The following is an 18,799-nucleotide window of genomic DNA, read 5'->3' on the forward strand; positions in this document are numbered from 1 at the left end:
CTTCGGTTCACCCGAGACGGTCCGCCAGCGTCTGGAGGCCTTCCAAAAAGAGATGCGCTTCGGCATCCTCGTCCCGCTGCTCCAGTTCGGCAGCCTCCCTCACGATCTCACGGTAAAAAACATGGAGCTGTTCGCTCGCGAAGTCATGCCGCACCTGCGGCCCCTCGGCCAGCCCGCAGCAGCGGCCGTCCACGCGTGAGAGGGGACATGACCGCCGCGTCCGCATGATCACGCTTACTCGATCCCAGCTCGCCCCCATCTTGGTCGGCCTCCTCCTCGGCACCCTGATGACGTCCTTGAGCCAGCTCATCGTGGCCACGGCCCTGCCCGTGGTCATCGCCGCGTTGGGCGGGATGGAGCTGTATAGCTGGGCGTTTGCAGCCGCGCTCCTCACCTCCACCATCGTCGTGCCCATCGCCGGCAAGCTGTCCGATCTGTACGGCCGCAAGACCCTCTACCTGATCGGCATGGCGATCTTCCTTGCCGGCTCGGCGCTCGCCGGCACGGCGCAGACGATCCAGCAGCTTATCCTCTTCCGGGCGCTCCAGGGCGCGGGCGCCGGGTGCGTGAGCCCCTCCGTGTCGGCGCTCATCGCCGACCTCTTCCCTCCGGAGCAGCGAGGTCGGTGGCAGGGCATCAACGGCGCCATCTGGGGCCTATCGTCCGTGGTCGGTCCCATCCTCGGCGGCTATCTCGCGGAGCACGTGAGCTGGCGCTGGGTGTTCTGGGTCAACCTGATTCCCGGGGTCCTCGCCGCCGCCATCATGGTGAAGTTCCTGCCGTGGTCGATCCGCCGCGCGTCGCCGCCCAAGGTTGACTACCTCGGGATGATGTGGCTCTCGAGCGTGCTCCTGATCCTGATGCTCCTGACAATCGTCGGGGGCGCGGCCTTTCCCTGGGAGTCGCCGCAGACCATCGCCTTCATCGGGATCGTCGTCGCCTGCGCGGTCGCCTTTGTCGCGCAAGAGCGGCGCGCGGAAGAGCCGATCGTCCCCCTGGAACTCTTTCGCAATCGGACGTACCAGACCGTCGTCATCCTCGTGCTGCTGACGGGCGCCGGGCTCTTTGGGGCCATCACGTACGTCCCGCTGTACCTTCAGGCGGTGCTCAACGTATCGCCCACAGCGACCGGGCTCCTGTTCGCGCCCACCGTGGTGGCGATGACGGCGATGAGCGTGATCGCCGGAATCTTCATGCACCGGATCGGCTACCGAATCCTGACGTTCCTCACCCTGGCCGCTGGCGCCATCGGCTTCGCCGTGATGAGCGTCATAGACCCGGCCCGTGGGACGTTTCCGGTCGTGCTGGGCCTCTCCATCATCGGGAGCGGCATCGGGCTCAGCTTCCCGGTGTTCATCGTGATCGCGCAGAACGCCGTCGATCGCGCGGTCGTCGGCATCGCCACGTCGGTCGTACAGCTCACGCGGAGCCTGGGCGGCACTGTCGGTGTCACGCTCCTCGGCGCATACATGACGGCCCGGCTGGCCGACGTGCTGATCACCGGCGCCGGCGGACAGAGCGACCTCGCCGCGCTCCTGCGGCCGGAGTCGCTGGCGACGCTGACGCCGGCGCAGATCGGTGGCCTCCGGACGGAGCTTGCCGATGCCATTCGCGCGCTGTTCGCGGCCGGCGCCGTCGCCATGACGTTCGCCGCGGTCTTCTCCTGGCGCCTGGAAAACCTCCCGACGGTCCCCGCCGGTCGCATGGGCTTCTTCCGCCGCCGTTGACGCGCGATTGACGGGCATCAACGGCCGCTGCGACGGGCGGCGTCGAGAATGAGGGCAGGCGCCGCCGCCTCAGGGGGCGGCGCACTCTTCGATGGGAGCGCGTGCACGATGCCGGACAACGCCGAAGTGACGAATCTTCTCAAGCAGGACCACCGCGAGATCTCATCCCTGTTCAAGAAATTCGAGGGCGCGGGCGAGGGGAAGCGGAACCAAAAGAAGGACGTCTTCCGCGACATTCAGCAGGGCCTGGAGACGCACACGATGCTGGAGGAGGAGATCTTCTACCCCGCGGTGAAACGCATCGACGAAGAGATGATTGCGGAGTCGCTCCAGGAGCACCACGTCGTCGACGTGCTGCTGAAGGAGGCCGAAGGGCTTGCTGCCGATGGCGGCGAGGAGTTCGACGCGAAAATGGCTGTCCTGATGGAGAGCGTCCAACATCACGTGGACGAGGAGGAGAAGAACCTCTTTCCCAAAGTCGAGAAGGAGATGGATCGGGAAGAGCGAACTCACCTGGGCGAGCGAATCACGAGCCGAAAAGAGCAGCTCCGTCGCTCAGCGCGAGCCGCGTAGCAGCCGTTCGGGGCCAGGTGGTTCGGGCCCCGAACGACGGCCACCTTCGGGGCTTATGCGGTGGCGCCGACGGCGTGCGGGTCGGGCATCGGGTTCGCCACCGCCTCCTCCAGGCTTGAGGCGCGACGGTGCATCGAGACGGGGCGGGCGGAGTCGTTCCATCCGATCTGCTCCATCTCGCACGTCAGCTCGATGGCGTAGCCGTCCGGATCGCGGAACTCGATCCCGATGTTGCTGCCGGGTCCGCGTCGTCCCTCGAACTCGATCTCGATCCCGCGCTCCCTGAGGAATTCGCGGGCCTTGAAAAGGTCCTCGACCCGGTCGACCTCGAGGGCCAGGTGATGGAACGTGAGGTACCTGTCCGTCGGCGCGCCGGTGCCGTCCTTCGGTCCCTGCGCGAAGCCGATGGTGTGGTGGTCGGTCCCGTTGCGCAGGAACGCCATCCCCATGGCATTGCGGTCGGAGAGTTTGAAGCCGAGGATCTCCGTGTAGAACTTGATGGATCGCTCGACGTCCGAGACGTTTAGGACAACGTGGCTGACTTTGCGCGTGCGAATGGGCGTTGCCACCTCGCCACCTCCGTTCGGCTGGATGCTATTCAGCGTTATCTTCGCGCCGACCTGATGGCGTGTCAATAGCGCTCAAGCCGTCAGTCGAGCAGGCGCCGGAACCGGTCGCGGCTCCGGTAGGGTCCGACGATGGCGAGATTGGCGCGCTCGTTTCGGACGATCTCCTGTGCCACGCGTCGAACGTCGGCCGCGGTGACCGCTTCGATACTCTGGAGCACGTCGTCCACCAGGCGCACTTCGCGCCGCAGCAGCTCCTGCCCGCCGATCCAGGATGAGACCGCGCGCGAGTCTTCCATGCGGAGCACCAGGCGGCCCTTGATGTACTCCTTCGCCTTGGTCAGCTCCTCGCTCGGTACCAGGTTGGACCTCAGCTGGTCCAGCTCCCCGCGGATCGCGCGGATGCATTCGTCGGTTTTCCTGGGGTCGACCGCCGCGCCCACCACAAAGGCGCCGGTGTCGAGATAGTGGCCGACGCTCGAGTGCACATCATAGGCGAGGCCGCGGATCTCGCGGATTTCCAGAAACAGCCGGCTGCTCATTCCTTCCCCGAGGATTGTGTTCATGACGTCGAGGGCGTAGCGGTCCGGATGGAAGGCGGAGTAGGCGGGAAAGCCCAGGGCGATCTGAGTCTGCTCGGTCCGCTTCGAGCGGAGGCCGACGCGCGGCTCGGTCTGCCCGTCGCGCGCGGGGCTCCAGGGGCCGAAGGGGGCCGGCTCCCACGATTCCACCTGCTCGAATAGCTCGCTGACGACGGTCTCGTGGCTCAAATTGCCCGCCACCGAGATGACGGTGTTCTCCGGGACGTAGTGGGAGGCCAGATAGTCCACCATCGTCTCGCGCGAGATGCCCTCGACGGATTTCGGGCTACCGGCGATGTCGCGCCCCAGCGGCTGCTCCGGCCACATCAGCTCGTCGAGGAGGAGACCGACCAGCTCACCGGGGTTGTCCTCAACCATGGCCAGCTCCTCGATCACGACCTTGCGCTCGCGCTCAAGCTCGACGGGATCGATCCGAGAATGGAGGAGCTGATCCAGCAGCACATCGAGCGCGACGTCGAAGTGGGCGGCGGGAACCTTGGCCCAGTAGGCCGTCAGCTCCTTGTCGGTGGCCGCGTTCATGGCGCCGCCGATGCCCTCGATGGCCTCGGCCAATTCGCGTGGGTTGCGGCGCCGCTCCGTGCCTTTGAACAGCATGTGCTCGAGGAAGTGCGAGACGCCGGCGATCTCGTCGCTCTCATACCGCGATCCGGCCCCCACGAAGATCGTCACACTGACGGCCTGCGTATGGGGCAGCGCACTCGTGAGCACCCGCAGACCATTCTCCAGCACGGATTTTTCGTACATCGACAACTCCCGCACGCCCACTTTCGGTGCGAAGATCGAGCGCAACACAGCAACCGGGGAGAGACGCGGCCCGTAGCCGGATTATACGACCCGCCAGGAGCCGCTCATTCCAGGCCCAATCGTGCATAGAATCAATTGGAGGCGGCGTGATTCGCATCGGGACAGCCGGCTGGTCATACTCATCCGGGCCAGGTCGCTGGGTTGGGATCTTCTATCCGGCCCACGGGAAGGTCGACCATCTGCGGTTCTACGCGCGGTACTTCAACACCGTCGAGGTCAACAGCACCTTCTACGGGCCCCCTGAGGCGCCGACGACGCGGACGTGGACGACGAAGACCCCCGACGACTTCCGTTTTTCGATCAAGCTGTACCACAAGTTCACGCACCCTCAGCTGTTCGCGTCGTCGACCGGCCGCGACCCGAAGCTGACTCCGGCCGACTTTGCGGAGTTCCGCGCGGGGATCGATCCCCTTGCCGAGGCTGGAAAGCTGGGCCCGCTGATCGCCCAGTTTCCCGCCAGCTTCAAGCGCACGGACGAATCGCTGGGTCGGCTCGACGAGCTGTTGGTCGGCTTCGCGCCCTTCCCGGTCGTCGTGGAGCTGAGGCACCGAAGCTGGACGGCGAGCGACGAGGTGGCAACGCTGATGCGCGCCCACGGCGCCTCGTGGGCCCACATCGACGAGCCGCGATTCCGCACGTCCATCCGCGACATTCCCGACGTGGGGCCGTATCCATACTTTCGCTTCCACGGCCGAAACTTCACGACGTGGTGGAAGGGCGATCGGGACGCCCGATACGACTACCTGTACTCTTTGGAGGAGCAGGCGGAGCTGGCGCAGCGGATCACGTCCGTGGCGCGTACCGCTCAGGATACGCACGTGACCTACAACAACCACTACGGCGCGAAGGCCGCCGCCAACGGAATCCAAATGCGCCTCATGCTCGGCCAGACCATCGACGCGCCGATCCCGCCGACGCTCCTCGAGACATTTCCCGACCTCGCGAAGCTGGTACAAGAAGAGGCTGCGGAGCGAAGCAATCCGGAGCGGACAGCCTAGAAACCGCGGATGTTCGCCAGGCGCCATCCTTGGTCGAGAGGGTCGACGCCCATTGGAGGTTTCGGGAATGCCCGTTCAGATCGCGGCCGGGGTGTATCAGCTTGGAGCCGTAGGGTGTCAAGTGTTCGCGCTCGTGGACGACGGCGTGACGCTGGTCGACGCTGGTGGCCCGGGGAGCGGGCGGTTCGTGCTTCGGCAGCTCCGAGCCATCGGCGTATTTCCGGACGATGTCCGACGCATCGTGCTCACGCACTACCACATCGACCATCGGGGCGCGGCGGCCGAGCTTCGCCGGGCCACTGGTGCCCGGGTGTTGATCCACGCGACCGAGGCGCCCTACCTTCGGCGGCAGATCCCGTACCCGAACCCGGTTCAGACGCCGCTGCTGCGGTCGCTGTTCGCCCCGCTCCACGTCCTCACGCACGGGCGCCCGGTTCCGGTCGATGTGTTGCAGGACGACGACACGATTGACATTCTCGGCGGCGTGCGGGTGCTGCACGCCCCTGGCCACACGCGAGGAAGCGTGGTGCTCTCGGTTCCGCAGGAGGGTCTGCTCCTCGCGGGGGACACGATGGGATTTCGCGCGCGCCGACTCGAGGCGCCCGAGCCGCGCGTCAGCGAGGACACGGTTCAGGCCCGCGCGTCTCTCGAGCGGCTGGCGGGCCTGGACATTGAAACCATCGCATTCAGTCACTTCGAGGCGCTTCGCAGCGGGGCGCGCCGGGCGCTGGAGGCCCTCGTCGCGTCGTGGTCTGTTGAGGTTCCAGATTCCCCGGCAGGTCGGGCTGCCGCGTGGCGCGAGCAATGAGGCCGCAGCCGGCGGATTCGGCCGAGCGTGAGGCCGGCCGGCCCGGTCCCCTCGACCCGTTTGTGGTGAGCCCGTCGAACCACGAACGGGGCCATCGCGTGAGGAATGGGAAACGGTGGCCGGGCGGGGGCCCGGCGGGCGCACGCGGTCGTGCGGCGCGCGCGACGCGTAGCGGGCTCGGACGTTCCTCGCAGCCGGTTCGGCGACCGATGGTGGCGCCGCCCCGGGCCCCCGGGGCGCGACCGTTCTACTCGGCGTCAGGCGCATCCTTGCCGGTGCCGGACGGGCGATAGAAGCGCGCGTCCGCGATCTCGGCGGGAAGGTGCTGCTGCTCGACGACGTGGCCCGGGAAGTCGTGGGCGTACTGGTATCCCTTGCCGTAGCCCATGCTGCGCATGAGACCGGTGACGGCATTGCGGAGGTGCAGAGGGACTGGCAGGTCCCCGGAGCGCTCGATCTCCGCTCTGGCCGCGCCGTAGGCGACTTTGGCCGAATCGCTTTTCGGCGCGCGGGCGAGGTACAGCGCCGCCTCGGTGAGGGGGAAGAGCGCCTCCGGCATGCCGACGAAGTGGGCGGCCTGCTGCGCGGCGACGGCCACGGGGAGCGCCAGCGGGTCGGCGAGGCCGACGTCTTCCGACGCTAGGATCACGAGCCGGCGCGCCACGAAGAGCGGGTCCTCGCCGGCCTCCAGCATCCGCGCCAGCCAGTAGACGGCGGCATCCGGGTCCGACCCGCGGATCGACTTGATCAGGGCGGAAGCGAGGTCGTAGTGGAGATCGCCGGCGCGATCGTAGCGGAGGGCGCGCCGCTGGGCCACCTGTTCCACCAGGCCCTTCGCCACATAGACGCCGTCCGGAGTGGGCTCGGCGGCCTGGACGGCCAGCTCCAGCGTGTTCAGCGCCACCCGCGCATCGCCGTTCGCCAGGCTCACGATGGCGGCGCGGGCGTCGGGCTCGAGTTTCACGTGAAACGCGCCCAGCCCCCGCTCGGCGTCGCCGAGCGCCCGCTCGACGATGCGGGCCACCTCGTCGTCGGTGAGCGGCTCGAGCCGATATACGCGGGTCCGGGAGAGGAGCGCGTTGTTGACCTCGAAGCTGGGGTTCTCCGTCGTTGCGCCGATGAGGGTGTACCGCCCGCTCTCGACGTGCGGGAGCACCGCGTCCTGTTGGGCCTTGTTGAACCGATGGATCTCGTCGATGAAGAGGATCGTTCGCTCGCCTGCCGCTCGCCGATGCGCGGCCCGTTCGGCCACGCGCCTGAGGTCGGCCACCCCCGCCGAGACGCCGCTCACCGCGATCAGCTCCGCGCGCGTGTGGTGGCTGATGACCTCGGCTAGGGTGGTCTTGCCGCTCCCGGGCGGACCCCACAGGATCATGGAGGGCACGTGATCCCGCTCGATGGCCTGCCGAATGGCGCGGCCGGGCCCGACGAGGTGCTCCTGGCCCACGAACTCGTCCAGCATTCGCGGGCGCATCCGAGCGGCCAGGGGCGCGTCGCGATCCGAATGCGGGCGCGCTGGGCCCCTTGGCTCGTCGTCGAAGAGGGACTGCACGGCCGTCCGGCCTCCTCCAGTCTGGGCTCCCAACATCATATCGGTTCCGTCTCCGCCAATTGACACCCTCTTCGAACGCTCCCTATAATGCCCATCGTCGGCACCAAGCGACCGATCTCTCCTGCCTCTTCGCACGTCCCGCAGGAGTGCCATGCACAACCGCCGTCGGAGCGTTGATGCCAAAGCGTACGTACCAGCCAAAGCGCATCCCCCGGAAGCGCGACCACGGCTTCCTCAAGCGCATGAGTACGCCGGGAGGCCGCGAGGTGCTCCGGCGACGACGGCGACGAGGGCGCAAACGGCTCACCATCTAGCGGGCGAGCGGGTCCAAATGGAAACACGCCTGCGACGGGCCATCCGCAGTCGCTCCGGTCGGGCCCGCCAGTTCTCGTCATCCCGACGGATCGAGCGTTGGCGGCCGCACGAGCCGCCTTCCGGCGTCGCGGGACCGCTCCGCCCAGCCTGGGCGCAGCCTACCCTCGTCGAACTCGGGCGTCGGACGTGACCGTCACGGAACCCCCATGCGCCGCGATATCCGCCTTCGCCGATCCGCCGATTTCGACCGAGTTCGGGCGAGCCGATCGACCGTCGCGCATCCACTGCTCGTCCTGGCACGACGACGACGCGAGGACGCTGGGCCAGCTCGTGTGGGCATCATCGTCGGCCGTCGGCTGGGGCACGCGGCGGCGCGCAACCGCGTCAAGCGCCGCCTCCGAGAGGCCGCGCGGGCTCTCTATTCCAGCATGGCGTCTGGCTGGGACGTGGTGCTCATCGCGCGCCCCGCGGCTCGCGACGCAACCCAGGCCGATCTCGTCGCCGCGCTTCGATCGCTCATCCACCGCGCGCAAGATCACCGTCCTGTCGAATCCGGTGGCTCGCCCTGAAAGGTTGTGAACGCACCGAATGAAATGGCTCATCCTCGTCCTGGTTCGGTTCTATCAACGCGCAATTTCGCCAGCGCTGCCTCCCGCATGCCGCTACCTGCCGACCTGTAGCGAATACTGCTGCGAGGCCGTCGAGCGCTTCGGACCGATCACCGGCCTGGTCCTCACGGCGCGGCGGATCCTGCGCTGCCATCCGTTTCACGCGCCGGGCTACGATCCCGTCCCGGAGCGTTGATGTCGCGCGTGCATCGAGCGATCGGCGTTGAGTTCCGCGTCAGCGTCGCGGTGCGACCACCGACCCGGGGCGCGGGCGCCCCATCCAATCTGAAAGGCTAATCGTTGGACTTCACGACCCTCTGGAACCTGGCCCTCGTCTGGAATATCGAGCGGGCCCTGATGTGGCTCACCGGCATGACCGGGAGCGCGGGCCTCGCCATTATCGTCTTCACCCTCCTCGTCAGGGCCGCGATGATCCCGCTGAGCCTCCAGCAAATCAAATCGCAGAAGGCGATGGCCGCGCTCCAGCCGCGTCTGCAGGAGCTTCAGCAGCGCCACGGCGGTGACCGCGTGCGCATGAGCCAGGAGCAGATGCGCCTGTACAAAGAGGCAGGGGTGAACCCCATGGCGGGGTGCCTGCCAATGGTCATCCAGATGCCAATCTGGTTTGCGCTCTATTCATCGCTTGTCAACCTCTCCCACAACGAGTCGTCGTTTCAGACGTCCTTCCTCTGGATCCACAACCTCGCCCTGCCGTCAACCCCCGATCCAAATAGCCCCGAAACCTGGCCCCTCGTCATCCTGCCCGTGGCCACGGCCGTCACGCAATGGATCGTGCAGAAGATGTCCACCATGACGACCTCCGACCCACAACAGCAGCAGATGAACCGCATGATGGAATTCATGCCCTTCATGTTTCTGATCTTCTCGTTCCAAGTCGCCGCGGGACTCACCCTGTACTGGGTCGTGTCCAATCTCTTCAGCATCGTCCAGCAAGGATTCGCGACCGGTTGGAGCCGATTCCCGATCCTGGGATCGCGGGCGGCGGCCGGGCCGACGTCCAACGGGGCCGGCCCCACCTCCGCGCTCCCGCGGCAGCCGCAGCCGCCTTCAGCACGGCGCAGGGGCGCATCCTCCCCCGGTCGGAAAAGGAAGGGAAAATGAGCAACGAGAGCATCGAGGTCCACGGCCGCACCACCGAGGAAGCCATCCGGGCCGCCCTGGACCGCCTCGGGGTGACGCGCGATGAAGTGGACATCGAAGTCCTTTCCGAGGGCAGATCCGGGGTGTTCGGCGTCGGGTCGCAGGAAGCGCGCGTGCGCGTGACCGTGGTCGGCGAGGAGTACGACTACGACGAGGAGGAAGAAGACGAATTCAATCGTGAGGCCCCGCAGGTCCAGGATGACGACGCCCAACTGGCTCGCGAGACCCTGGAGCGAATGCTCGACCTCCTCGACTTCCCCAACGTCGTGACGGTCCGGGGGATCCAACAGGAAAACGGGAAGGCGACGATCCTCCTCGACGTCGCGGGAGACGACGTCGGCCTCATCATCGGCCGCCATGGCGAGACGCTGTCGAGTCTCCAGTTTCTCCTCAACGCCTGTCTGGGAAAGCGACTCCCTCGCGACACCCGGATCGTGGTGGACGTCGAGCACTATCGCGAGCGGCGCGAGCAATCCTTGCGCGCGATCGCGATGCGGGCGGCGGATCGCGCCCGCCGCGAACGGCGCCCCGTGACGCTCCAGCCCATGCCGCCCAACGAGCGGCGCATCATCCATCTGGCGCTGCAATCGAGTCGATACGTGAGCACCGAGTCAACCGGCGAAGGACCGGAGCGCAGGGTGGTCATCTCCCCCAAGCAGACGTTCGTGCCTCGTCGACCCAACTACGGCTATCCGCGAGGAATGCGAGGATAAGGAGCCGGATCGTGAAGCCCGAACCGGCGCCCGATTACGTCGTCATCGGCCATGTCACCCACGACCGATTTCGCGATCGCCCCGTGGCGACGCACGGGTGGAGTCCGCGGCGCGGCGACGCCGAGCGACCCGGCGGTACGGCGTACTACGCCGGCGTCGCGGCCCTGCGTCTCGGCCGGACGGTCGGGCTCGTGACGTCGTTTGGGGCGGACTTCCGATACCGCGCCATGCTTGCGCCGATGCAGATCGCGCGGGTACCAGCGGAGCGCACCACCTGCTTCGAGATCGCGTCCTTCGACGGGCGCAGACAGCTCCGATCGCTCCATCGCGCCGGCGAGCTCAGTTTCGATGCCGCGGCGGCGAGCTGGCGCGCGGCGGACATCGTGCACTGTGCGCCCGTGGCCGGCGAGGTGCGTACATCGGTCATCCGCGACGGCGGGCGCGGCCACCGGGCGGCGACGCTCCAGGGTTGGCTTCGAACGCACGAGGACGGCCAGCTGGTCCAATCGCTGTATCCGGCGGATTTTCCTGCATCCCTCGATGGGCTGGACTGGGCCGTCGTCTCCACCGAGGATCTCGGGGGATCGGACGCTGGCCGGTGGCGGTCCAGGGCCGAGGAGCTGGCGGCGCACGTTGGCGTGCTGGCGGTGACAGAGGGGGCCCAGGGCTGCGCCCTATACGCCGAGAGATGCGAGACGTATGTCGAGCCATTCCCGGCCCGCGAGGTCGACAGCACCGGCGCCGGGGACGTGTTCGCGGCGGCCTTTTTCATCCGCCTCTCGGAGACCCGCGACCCGACAGAGAGCGCCCGGTTTGCCGCGTGCGCGGCGGCCCTATCGGTCGAGGGGGTGGGCGCCTCGCGTGTGCCGAATCGGCGGGAAGTCCTCGACGCCCTCCGCCAGCGTCGCGGCGTCACGGTAGCGCAGGCGGAGTCGGCGCGCTGAAGGAGACCGACCGGCGGGTGGCGATATTGAGCCCGCGCACGAATTGGGGGTACGGTGACCCGCGTCATCGCGGTGGCAAATCAAAAGGGCGGCGTCGGCAAGACGACGACCGCCGTCAACCTCGGGGCGTACCTGGGAACCGTGGGCCGGGTGCTCCTCGTCGATGCCGATCCCCAGGCCAACGCGACGAGCGCGCTCGGCGCGCGGTTGGACGGCGACGAGCCGTCCCTCTATGACGTCTTGCTCGGGGGGCTGGAGCTCGCCACCATCGCACGGCCGACGCGGGAGCCCGGTCTCGATCTCGCCCCGTCGTCGCCGTCGCTGGCAGGAGCGCAGATCGAGCTCGTGGACGTGCCCGACCGGGACATGCGGCTTCGACACGCGGTTGACCGCGTGCGCGCGTCCTACGACGTGGTCATCGTCGATTGTCCCCCATCGCTGGGGTTGCTCACCGTCAACGCGTTGGCGGCGGCCGACGCGGTCCTGGTGCCCGTGCAGTGCGAATATCTCGCGTTGGAGGGACTCGGGCAGCTCATGCGGATTATCCAGGCGGTCCGTGAAGGCGTGAATCCGAGGCTTGACCTCCTTGGCGTCCTTCTGACGATGCACGACGGACGAACGAATCTCAGCACGCAGGTGGTCGACGAGGTGCGCCGTCATTTTCCTACCGAGACGTTCGCCAATATCGTTCCCCGGTCCGTTCGCTTGTCGGAGGCGCCGAGCTACGGTCAATCCATTTTCGCGTACGACGCCATCTCGCGGGGCGCTCGCGCGTACGCGGGAGTCGCCGCGGAAATCATCCGGCGAGGGTACGGCCCGTGAGCCACCAGGAGGAGCCAATGCAGCATTTCCGAGGCGGACTCGGCCGCGGATTGGACGCCCTCATTCCCCGGGGCGGCAGCGGGATCCAGGAGATCGAGGTGGGGCGGATCAGTCCGAACCCGCTCCAGCCGCGCCAGCGGTTCGACCAGGAATCGCTCGTCGAGCTGGCCGCCTCGATCCGCGAGCACGGCATTCTCCAGCCCGTGATCGTGACTCGGGATGGCGCGGGCTACACGCTGATCGCCGGGGAGCGGCGGTGGCGTGCCGCGCGATTGGCCGGCTTCGCGACGATACCCGCCCTCGTCAAGGACGCCTCGCCCGAGTCGTCGCTGGGGATCGCCCTCGTCGAAAACCTCCAGCGCGCCGACCTGTCGCCGCTGGAAGAGGCGGCCGCCTACCACGAGCTGGTGGAGACGTTCCATCTCACCCAAGAGCAGGTAGCAGCGCGGGTCAGCCGGAGCCGCGTGGCGGTGGCAAATCGATTGCGGCTCCTCACGCTGCCTGGCCACACGAAGGCCCTCCTCGCGGACGGCGCCATCTCGGAGGGCCACGCCCGCGCGCTCCTTGGCTGCGCGGACCCCCGTGACCTCGACGCCCTCGCCGATCGCATCGTCGCCGAGGGACTGAGCGTCCGCGAGACCGAAGAGCTGGTGCGCCGCGCGCGAGGAGACGATGACCCCACCCACGAGGAGACGCAGCCTCGGGCCGTCCGGGGGGACAGGAGCCAGCAGTCCAGCGATCTGGAGGAGGCGCTCCAGCGGGTACTGGGAACCAAGGTCCAGATCGTCCGCTCGCGCAGGGGAGGCCGCCTCGTCCTCCACTATTACGATGACGACCAGCTCACAGGAATCGTGGAGCTGCTCCTCGAACGGGGGCGCATCTGACGAGCATATCTGCCGTCCTTCCCGCGTACAACGAGGAAGCCCTCATCGCCTCGACCGCGTCCGCCGTGTCGAAGACGATGAGCAGGCTCGTGGAAGACTACGAAGTCATCGTCGTCAACGATGGCTCGCGCGACCGCACCCGGGAGATGGTGGAGGCGCTGTCGGCCTCGGACCCTCACGTGCGGTGCGTCAGCCATCCGCAGAACCGCGGCTATGGCGAGGCGCTGCGCACCGGATTCTCCTCATCCGTCAAGGACCTGATCTTCTTTACCGACGGGGATAAGCAGTTCGACGTGAACGAGGTCGAGCGGTTCATCCCGGCAATCCAGGATGCTGATCTGGTGATCGGCTATCGTCGTCCTCGACGGGACCCGCTGCTGCGACTCTTCTACGCCGTCGGCTGGAAGCTCCTGGTCACCGCGCTGTTCGGCTACGCGGCGCGCGACATCGATTGCGCGTTCAAGCTGTTCCGCCGCGAGGTTTGGGAGACCGTCCACGTCAACTCGGGGGGCGCGACCTTCAGCGCGGAATTTCTCGTCAAGGCGCGGCGAAAAGGGTACCGCGTGAAGGAGCTGCGCGTGACTCACTACCCCCGGACGGCCGGCCGCCCGACCGGCGGCAACCCGCGGGTCATTATTCGCGCGTTCCGCGACCTGATCTGGCTACGCGCCCACCTGAACGATGAGTGAGCGCGGGTGACCGACCAGGGACGGGCAGGCCGTCCGCTGGCTGAACACACTGGCCAGGGACCTTCGCTCGCCGGTGCGCGCGTTCTCGCCATTGCTCCCACGCCGTTTTTCAGCGACTATGGCTGTCACGTTCGGATCGCCGAAGAGATCGCGGGCCTCCACGCGTTCTGTGTCGACACGAGCCTCGTCACCTACCCGTTTGGCCGCGATCTTGCCGATATCCCGACCCATCGGGCGCCGCGACTGGGCGGCCCTCGACGCATCAGCCCCGGCTCATCCCTCCATAAGTTCTCGATGGACGCAACCCTCGCGGGACTCGCGCTGCGGGTCGGTCGCCGCGTGAGGCCGCATCTCGTCCACGGCCATCTCCACGAGGGGGCGCTCATCGGATACGTCGTCGCGCGCCGACGGCGCGTCCCGCTCGTCTTCGACTTTCAGGGGAGCCTGACGGCCGAGATGATCGACCACGGCTTCCTGTCCCCGCGGTCGCCCGCGTTCCGGGTCTTTCGCGCCCTGGAGCGCTGGATCGTCGCCCACGCGGATGTCATCGTGACGAGCACGACCCACGGGGCTGACCTCCTGGTGCGCGATTTCGGCCGACCAGCGGATTCGATCGTCGTCGTTCCCGACGGGGTGAACACACAGCGGTTTCGGCCTGCCTGGGAGGACGCCGGCGGGCCCGGAGAGAACCAGATTCGGGCGCTGCGCCAGCGACTTGGGCTTCCCGATGCCAAGCACACGGTGGTGTATCTCGGCCTGCTGGCCGAATACCAGGGGATCACACACCTCCTGCGGGCCATCGAGACGCTCGCAGACCGCCACGTCGATGCCCACTACGTCATCATGGGATTCCCGGGCGAGGAACGCTACCGGATCCTCGCTCGCCGTCTCGGGATCGACGCGTATGTGACCTTCACGGGCGCTGTTCCCTATGAGCAGGCCGGCGCCTATCTCGCCCTCGGCGATCTCGCAGTCTCCCCGAAGCTCTCCCTCACCGAGGGCAACGGGAAGCTGGTGAACTACATGGCCATGGGCCTGCCGATCGTCGTGTACGACTCGCCTGTCAGCCGCGAGACCCTGGGAGAGCTCGGCATCTACGCCCCCAGCGGGGACTGGTCGGCGCTCGCCGTCGAGATCGAGCGCGCGCTTTCCGATCCCGGCGCACTCGTGGAGCAGGGAAGGGCCTTGCGCGCCCGCGCCATCGCGCTGTTTGGCTGGGAGCGCTCGGCCGCCCGTCTCGCCGAGGTCTACGAACGCGCGATCAACGGAGCGGCCAAGACTCGACGGTGACCCGATGCCGGGGCCCGCGCGCAGGTCGACGAACGCGGGCTCGTTCTCAGATCGGGCCCTCCTCGCGCTGACGCGATCGCCGCGCTGGTTGACCTACTTCGCGCTGCCGATCTTGAACATGCGAGTGCTGCAGACCTCGCATTCGCCGCGTGACGCTGGTCGGCCATTCTTGAGTGTTACCTGCTGAACGTTCTTCATCGTGCGCTTCTGTCGACACTTCACGCAATACGCTTCCATCAGGTACCTCCAGATCCGCCCTCGTGCCACGCGGGCGTTCAGGCCTCACTTGCATTCTAACCGACGGTCGCGACACGCAATTGCGAACGGCGATTGAAGGCCTCTTTTTGGCGTCGGTATACTGCGGCGAAACCTCCAAACCATGAGTGGTCCGTGGTCCGCCTGGCTGACCTCCACCAAAACATCCGCCAAGCCATCGAGGTCGCGGACGTCCGGCGATCCCGCCGACTGTGCACGTCCATCCTGACGGCCCGACCGGACAACCTCGAAACGCTGATGCTCCTGGCCGAGGTCGACCTCGAATCCGGCGACCACCATGCCGCGGTGGATGGCTTTCATCGCGTGCTGGAGGGTGACCCGGAGGCGTACCTGGCGTACGCGGGACTCGCCATCGCATCCGAAGAGCTGCGCGATCCGGGCGCTGCCGTGCACTACTTCTCCCGGGCGCTGGACCTGAAGCCGGCCAACGCCGAGATCCGGCGCGAGCGCGACCGGCTGTGCGAGTCCGAGTACCCGGGGCGACCGATCCCGCCTCTGCTCAACCCATTCGCCACGGCGCGCTCGTTTCTGGAGGCGGGCTTCTACCACGAGGCCGCCGACGCTCACCGTCTGGCGCTCCAGCAGGAGCCCGGCAGGCTGGAGACCAAGCTCGGGCTCGCGGAAAGCCTCTGGATGCTGGGCGGTACCCAGGAGCCACAGGACATCTGCGCGGACGTCCTCGCGGAGGCGCCGCGTTCGGTGAAGGCGAGCGCCCTCATTGCATGCGTGACGGCGGAGGTGGGCGACGTCGCCACGGGCCGCACGATGCTGGAGCCCATGCACGACCAGGACCCAGATGGTCGCATCGCCGGATATCTGGTCGCGCAGACTCCCCTCGCGCCCTGGGCTACGGTCCCCGTCGATCTCGCTATCGAACAGGATCTCTCCGAGGCCGAGGAGGCTGCCCACGGCGTCGCCGCCCCCGCGTGGGCGCACTGGATGCGGCACGCCCTGTGGCAAGTGCTGCGGTTGGTGGCCGCGCCTGTCCAGGAAGGCCCCAACTGGGCCATTCTGGAGGCCGTCGATCCCGATATCCGACGAAGAACCACGCCGTTTGGTCCACTCGGACGCCGCGTCCGGGCGGTCGATCAACAGGCGGGCTTGGCCACTACCCATACGGCACCGCCGACCTCGACGCCTTCGGCGACCTCCGCTACGCCCGACGACGACGGAACACGCGCCCAGACCGACGACGACGCGACCGAAATCATCCTGAGGCCGTGGCCGATCCCCAGGCCGCGGCACAAGAAAGGCGATTGACCGTGGCCGAACGCACGCTCGTGCTCGTCAAGCCGGACGGCGTCCAGCGCGCCCTCGTGGGTCCCATCCTCGGACGCCTGGAAGCCCGCGGACTGAAGCTCGTGGGGCTGAAGCTCCTCGCCGTCCCGACCGAGCTGGCGCGGAAACACTATGCAATCCACGAGGGAAAACCGTTCTATGCCGGGCTCATCAGCTACATCACCTCCGGTCCGGTCGTCGCAGCCGTGTTCGAGGGCACCAACGCCGTCGCGGCTGTTCGCGCGACAGTTGGCGCGACCAACCCGGTCGATGCGACCCCCGGAACGGTTCGCGGAGACTTCGCGCTGGAGATTGGACGGAACCTGATCCACGCGTCGGACAGTCCGGAGAATGGCCAGACGGAAGTGGCCCTCTGGTTCGGCAACGCGGAAATCCATCCGTGGGGGCGGGACACCGACCGCTGGATCTTTGAGGAGCGGTGAGCCGCCGCTTTACGGGTCGATGAGCACGGGAATCCGATCTCCGAGGGCGATTGCGTCGAGCGAGACGCTGCATCGATAGGCCCGCACCTCCACGCCAACGCGATTCGCGGCGGAGAGTGCGCGCGCGAACGCGGGGTCCGCGGGCGCATTGGGCGCGAATTCTGTGGCGTCCGGTCGCTGGACCACGAACACGACCATCGCCCCGAATCCGTCCAGCCGAAGTCGCGAAAGCTCGTCGAGGTGCCGGGCGCCGCGCACCGTCGGCGCATCGGGGAAGAGCGCACGTTCCGCCTCCACCAGCGTCACCGACTTCACCTCGAGATACCAGCGACCAATCGGGGAGTCGACGGCGAAATCGAGGCGACTATGCCCGACCGCGACCTCGCGTCGGACCGTGAAGCCGGGTGGGAGGTCGAGAATCAATCCGCCAACGATGGCCTGCTCAACGATGCTGTTGGGGATCCGGGCGTCGACGGAGACGAGCCCTCCACCGTATTCGACGAGGGCCACGTCCCACGCCGTTTTTCGCACTCCGGGCTGCTGGGGCGCCAGCCAGACCTGCGCCCCCCTCACGAGCAGCTCGGTGAGGCGACCCGAGTTCGGCAGGTGGGCGAGCGTCGGCGCGCCGTCGAGGTCCACCTCGACCGAAAAGCGACTAACTCTGCACCGTAGCGTTGCGCGGGTGAGCGGCTTCGGGCAGGGAATTGCGGGATGCTTATGGTAAAATTGCACGATGAGTGCTCCCGCCCCAGAAGCCCGGGCTACTGCTCGGCCCAGTGGCTTGATCGACACGATTCAGGCCGGATTCAACGCCGTAAACCGGAACGCTTGGCTCCTCCTGCTGCCGCTGCTGATCGATATTGCGCTGTGGCTGGGTCCCCAGGTCACCGTCGGACCCCTCGCCGAACGCTGGCTTCAGCAGCTCGTACCGCCGCCGGGCGCCAACGACGAGCTGGCACGCGCGGTGGAGCAGGGGCGCGAGTCGTCCCTTCAGATGATCCAGCAGGATGGCGGGATTGGTCACTATAACCTGATCGCGCTCCTCTCCGTGCCCATCATCGGCGTGCCCAGTTATCAGGCCGGCTCCCCGGGTGAGGGTCCGCTGCTTCCCATCGGCTCGGTACCAGCGGCGATCGCCATGGTGATCGGGGCGACAGCGGCCGGACTTTGCGTGGCCGCCGTGTTCTACGGACTCCTGGGGCAGGCGGTCCGCGAGGGGCGAGCCGAGCCGCGGCGGTTCGTCCGAGAATTCCTGAGCATCCTGATGTGGACGATTTCGCTCTTTGTGCTCGTGATCCTCGTCGTCATCTCCGCCGGGTTGCCAATTGGCCTGGTCGTCATCCTTGCTCGAACGATCATGCCGCCACTCGAGTCAATCCTATGGCCAATTCTTATCGGCTTATTGATATGGGCATTCGTTTATCTGTTTTTCACAACAGATGCGGTATTTGTCGGCAGAGTTCCCCCGATTATTGCGGCACAACAGAGCGTTCGTGTCGTTCGACACAATTTCTGGCCAACTTTGGGATTTATCGGGCTAATTCTCATTATCAGCGCAGGTCTGCCAATTCTCTGGAATACTATTGCACAAACGCTTCACGAGCCTGGTACTGCATTGGCAATGGTTGGACACATTTACGTCTCAAGTGGGCTCGCTGCTGCGAGCATGACGTATTATAAAGAACGATTTGAGCGTCTAACCCAGTGACTAATGTTGCCAATCACTGGCGAATCCGGGCGGACGCG

At 67.0% G+C, this 18,799-nt stretch carries 23 protein-coding genes; 18 read left to right on the forward strand and 5 right to left on the reverse strand.

Annotated elements, in window-relative coordinates:
* The 3 genes from VFC51_10365 to VFC51_10375 all read left to right on the forward strand — a co-directional run.
* The coding region (locus VFC51_10365; GenBank protein ID HZT07421.1) for an LLM class flavin-dependent oxidoreductase at positions 1-199 on the forward strand (199 nt) is incomplete at its 5' end.
* Positions 200-224: 25 nt separating this feature from the next.
* The gene (locus tag VFC51_10370; GenBank protein ID HZT07422.1) at positions 225-1,727 is read left to right on the forward strand and encodes an MDR family MFS transporter; all 1,503 of its coding nucleotides are present in this window, start codon (positions 225-227) and stop codon (positions 1,725-1,727) included.
* A 48-nt stretch (positions 1,728-1,775) separates the two neighbouring features.
* On the forward strand, positions 1,776-2,300 hold the full coding sequence (locus VFC51_10375) for a hemerythrin domain-containing protein (protein ID HZT07423.1): 525 nt from the start codon (positions 1,776-1,778) through the stop codon (positions 2,298-2,300).
* Positions 2,301-2,353: 53 nt separating this feature from the next.
* Here the strand turns inward: VFC51_10375 and VFC51_10380 are convergent, their stop codons facing one another.
* Positions 2,354-2,869, reverse strand: coding sequence for a VOC family protein (locus VFC51_10380; GenBank protein HZT07424.1), 516 nt, complete (start codon positions 2,867-2,869; stop codon positions 2,354-2,356).
* An 80-nt stretch (positions 2,870-2,949) separates the two neighbouring features.
* Positions 2,950-4,212: a pitrilysin family protein gene (locus VFC51_10385; GenBank protein ID HZT07425.1), complete on the reverse strand. Its 1,263-nt coding sequence runs from the start codon at positions 4,210-4,212 to the stop codon at positions 2,950-2,952.
* A 146-nt stretch (positions 4,213-4,358) separates the two neighbouring features.
* Between VFC51_10385 and VFC51_10390 the strand changes: the two genes are divergently transcribed.
* Together VFC51_10390 and VFC51_10395 are read left to right on the forward strand one after the other, a co-directional pair.
* Positions 4,359-5,270 (forward strand): DUF72 domain-containing protein, encoded by a 912-nt coding sequence (locus VFC51_10390; GenBank protein ID HZT07426.1) that lies wholly within the window; start codon positions 4,359-4,361, stop codon positions 5,268-5,270.
* 67 nt (positions 5,271-5,337) lie between these two features.
* Positions 5,338-6,078 carry an MBL fold metallo-hydrolase gene (locus VFC51_10395; protein HZT07427.1) on the forward strand — a complete coding sequence of 247 codons (741 nt, stop codon included), beginning with the start codon at positions 5,338-5,340 and terminating at the stop codon, positions 6,076-6,078.
* Between the two features lie 247 nt (positions 6,079-6,325).
* On the opposite strand, the gene VFC51_10400 is transcribed toward VFC51_10395, so the two are convergent.
* A complete protein-coding gene (locus VFC51_10400) occupies positions 6,326-7,630 on the reverse strand; it encodes a replication-associated recombination protein A (protein ID HZT07428.1) in 1,305 nt (434 codons plus the stop codon).
* Positions 7,631-7,806: 176 nt separating this feature from the next.
* On the opposite strand from VFC51_10400, the gene rpmH reads away from it, so the two are divergent.
* The 10 genes from rpmH to VFC51_10450 all read left to right on the forward strand — a co-directional run bounded on the left by rpmH (position 7,807) and on the right by VFC51_10450 (position 15,056).
* Positions 7,807-7,944 (forward strand): 50S ribosomal protein L34, encoded by a 138-nt coding sequence (rpmH, locus tag VFC51_10405; GenBank protein ID HZT07429.1) that lies wholly within the window; start codon positions 7,807-7,809, stop codon positions 7,942-7,944.
* A gap of 207 nt (positions 7,945-8,151) precedes the next feature.
* Positions 8,152-8,514 carry a ribonuclease P protein component gene (gene rnpA / locus VFC51_10410; GenBank protein HZT07430.1) on the forward strand — a complete coding sequence of 121 codons (363 nt, stop codon included), beginning with the start codon at positions 8,152-8,154 and terminating at the stop codon, positions 8,512-8,514.
* Positions 8,515-8,533: 19 nt separating this feature from the next.
* Positions 8,534-8,749 (forward strand): membrane protein insertion efficiency factor YidD, encoded by a 216-nt coding sequence (gene yidD / locus VFC51_10415; GenBank protein ID HZT07431.1) that lies wholly within the window; start codon positions 8,534-8,536, stop codon positions 8,747-8,749.
* A gap of 104 nt (positions 8,750-8,853) precedes the next feature.
* A complete protein-coding gene (locus VFC51_10420) occupies positions 8,854-9,675 on the forward strand; it encodes a YidC/Oxa1 family membrane protein insertase (GenBank protein ID HZT07432.1) in 822 nt (273 codons plus the stop codon).
* Positions 9,672-10,427 (forward strand): RNA-binding cell elongation regulator Jag/EloR, encoded by a 756-nt coding sequence (gene jag / locus VFC51_10425; GenBank protein HZT07433.1) that lies wholly within the window; start codon positions 9,672-9,674, stop codon positions 10,425-10,427. Before VFC51_10420 ends, jag begins: the two co-directional genes overlap by 4 nt.
* Before the next feature lie 11 nt (positions 10,428-10,438).
* On the forward strand, positions 10,439-11,371 hold the full coding sequence (locus tag VFC51_10430) for a PfkB family carbohydrate kinase (GenBank protein HZT07434.1): 933 nt from the start codon (positions 10,439-10,441) through the stop codon (positions 11,369-11,371).
* Between the two features lie 54 nt (positions 11,372-11,425).
* Complete coding sequence (locus VFC51_10435) at positions 11,426-12,193, forward strand: ParA family protein (GenBank protein ID HZT07435.1); 768 nt, start codon at positions 11,426-11,428, stop codon at positions 12,191-12,193.
* 17 nt (positions 12,194-12,210) lie between these two features.
* A complete protein-coding gene (locus tag VFC51_10440) occupies positions 12,211-13,077 on the forward strand; it encodes a ParB/RepB/Spo0J family partition protein (GenBank protein ID HZT07436.1) in 867 nt (288 codons plus the stop codon).
* A gap of 5 nt (positions 13,078-13,082) precedes the next feature.
* Positions 13,083-13,766: a glycosyltransferase family 2 protein gene (locus VFC51_10445; protein ID HZT07437.1), complete on the forward strand. Its 684-nt coding sequence runs from the start codon at positions 13,083-13,085 to the stop codon at positions 13,764-13,766.
* Between the two features lie 6 nt (positions 13,767-13,772).
* Positions 13,773-15,056, forward strand: coding sequence for a glycosyltransferase family 4 protein (locus VFC51_10450; GenBank protein HZT07438.1), 1,284 nt, complete (start codon positions 13,773-13,775; stop codon positions 15,054-15,056).
* Positions 15,057-15,149: 93 nt separating this feature from the next.
* Here VFC51_10450 and VFC51_10455 read toward each other — a convergent pair whose 3' ends face one another.
* Complete coding sequence (locus tag VFC51_10455; GenBank protein HZT07439.1) at positions 15,150-15,293, reverse strand: DUF5679 domain-containing protein; 144 nt, start codon at positions 15,291-15,293, stop codon at positions 15,150-15,152.
* A gap of 153 nt (positions 15,294-15,446) precedes the next feature.
* Between VFC51_10455 and VFC51_10460 the strand changes: the two genes are divergently transcribed.
* Entirely contained in the window at positions 15,447-16,592 is a 1,146-nt protein-coding gene (locus VFC51_10460) for a hypothetical protein (GenBank protein HZT07440.1), read from the forward strand.
* A 2-nt stretch (positions 16,593-16,594) separates the two neighbouring features.
* Entirely contained in the window at positions 16,595-17,053 is a 459-nt protein-coding gene (gene ndk / locus VFC51_10465; protein HZT07441.1) for a nucleoside-diphosphate kinase, read from the forward strand.
* Positions 17,054-17,062: 9 nt separating this feature from the next.
* Here the strand turns inward: ndk and sfsA are convergent, their stop codons facing one another.
* Positions 17,063-17,785, reverse strand: coding sequence for a DNA/RNA nuclease SfsA (sfsA, locus tag VFC51_10470; GenBank protein ID HZT07442.1), 723 nt, complete (start codon positions 17,783-17,785; stop codon positions 17,063-17,065).
* Positions 17,786-17,834: 49 nt separating this feature from the next.
* On the opposite strand from sfsA, the gene VFC51_10475 reads away from it, so the two are divergent.
* Complete coding sequence (locus VFC51_10475; GenBank protein ID HZT07443.1) at positions 17,835-18,761, forward strand: hypothetical protein; 927 nt, start codon at positions 17,835-17,837, stop codon at positions 18,759-18,761.
* Positions 18,762-18,799: the final 38 nt, after the last annotated feature.

This window comes from Chloroflexota bacterium (assembly GCA_035652535.1).
In the GTDB taxonomy this organism is placed as follows: Bacteria; Chloroflexota; UBA6077; order UBA6077; family SHYK01; genus DASRDP01.